Source organism: Vibrio ichthyoenteri ATCC 700023 (assembly GCF_000222605.1).
GTDB lineage: Bacteria > Pseudomonadota > Gammaproteobacteria > Enterobacterales > Vibrionaceae > Vibrio > Vibrio ichthyoenteri.
The window spans coordinates 1-1,309 of sequence record NZ_AFWF01000078.1; the positions used below are offsets into that span (position 1 = coordinate 1).

A 1,309-nucleotide genomic window follows, 5' to 3' on the forward strand; every position below is an offset into this window, starting at 1 on the left:
AATCACAGCAATCACAGCAATCACAGCAATCACAGCAATCACAGCAATCACAGCAATCACAGCAAAGACACCATGAATAAAGATATCGAGAAGTAAACCCGCCCTATCACCCAATCTATTTGGCAACATATCGATGGCGATATGGTCACGGCGAGAAATCGCCTCACTGGCCCCAATAAATACGATATAAATATATAGCCAACGAGATAGTTCTTCTGTCCATGGGATAGCAAAACTAAAGAAATAGCGACTCAGGATCTGGATGGCGATCACCGACAACATGAGCAAAAATAGAAAGATAGACAGATATTTTTCTATCAACTCCATCTTAATAATTATCTTGTACATAGTTAGTTCCTATTGAGTAGCGGAGCACGTCCCGTGCCCCGCCTTAAACAGAATTACTTCGCGTCAATTAAGGTTTGTGTGAAGTTTTCGCCATATTGCTTATCTAATGCTGCGTAGTATGGTTTCATTGCCGCACGAAACGGTTCTAGATCTGGATAAGTCACCGTCACACCGGCTTCCTTAAATAGCGCAAGATGCTTTTCTGTGTCAGCATTAATGAGACGCTCTGCTTCATCACCACCCGCCTTAAGGGCCGCTACCAACCATTCTTGCTCTTGTTCAGAAAGGTCATTCCAACTGTCAGAGTTAATGGAAATAGTTTGGTCTTGAACCACGTGATTGGTCATCGCAAGGTATTTTTGTACTTCGTAGAACTTCATTGCTTCAATCGATGGAATTGGGTTTTCTTGACCGTCTACCGCGTTAGTCTGTAGCGCAAGGTAAACTTCTGCATAGGCAATGGGTGATGGGATGGCGCTGGTTGCTTTCGCGTAATCAATCAATGCTTTCGCGTTTGGCGTACGAAGTTTTAACCCTTTCATATCATCAATTGAGTTAATCGCTCGGTTAGATGTCGTTTGGCGCACACCGAAGTACCAGCTATCGATAGGCTTAAGTTGGAAATTATCTTCTAGCTCACCGCGCACTTTCATGCCCCATTCACTTGCCAAAATTTTCTGTAGGTGGTCGAAGTCATTAACGATATAAGCCGTCTCTAGTGCGCCTAGCTCAGGCACATACTGTGCGTAGCCACCGAATACCTGCATTGACATATCAATCTCACCCAGAGATACCTGCTCGAGCATTTCATGTACGCTACCTAGTTGACCGCCTTCATAGATGCGCATCGTCAACTCACCACTGGATTGTTTCTCTAACTCTTGCGCGGCTTTTACCATTCCATGGTAGATCGGGCTGTTGTACGCTTCATTGAAGCCAACTTTTAGTTCTGTTTGAGCAC

General features: G+C 44.4%; 2 protein-coding genes. Both read right to left on the bottom strand.

Annotated elements, in window-relative coordinates:
* On the bottom strand, nucleotides 1-348 hold a 348-nt coding region (locus RH85_RS06755; protein WP_006711460.1), incomplete at its 3' end, for a TRAP transporter small permease.
* Between the two features lie 53 nt (nucleotides 349-401).
* A partial coding sequence (locus RH85_RS06760; protein WP_006711461.1) for a sialic acid TRAP transporter substrate-binding protein SiaP occupies nucleotides 402-1,309 on the bottom strand: 908 nt, incomplete at its 5' end.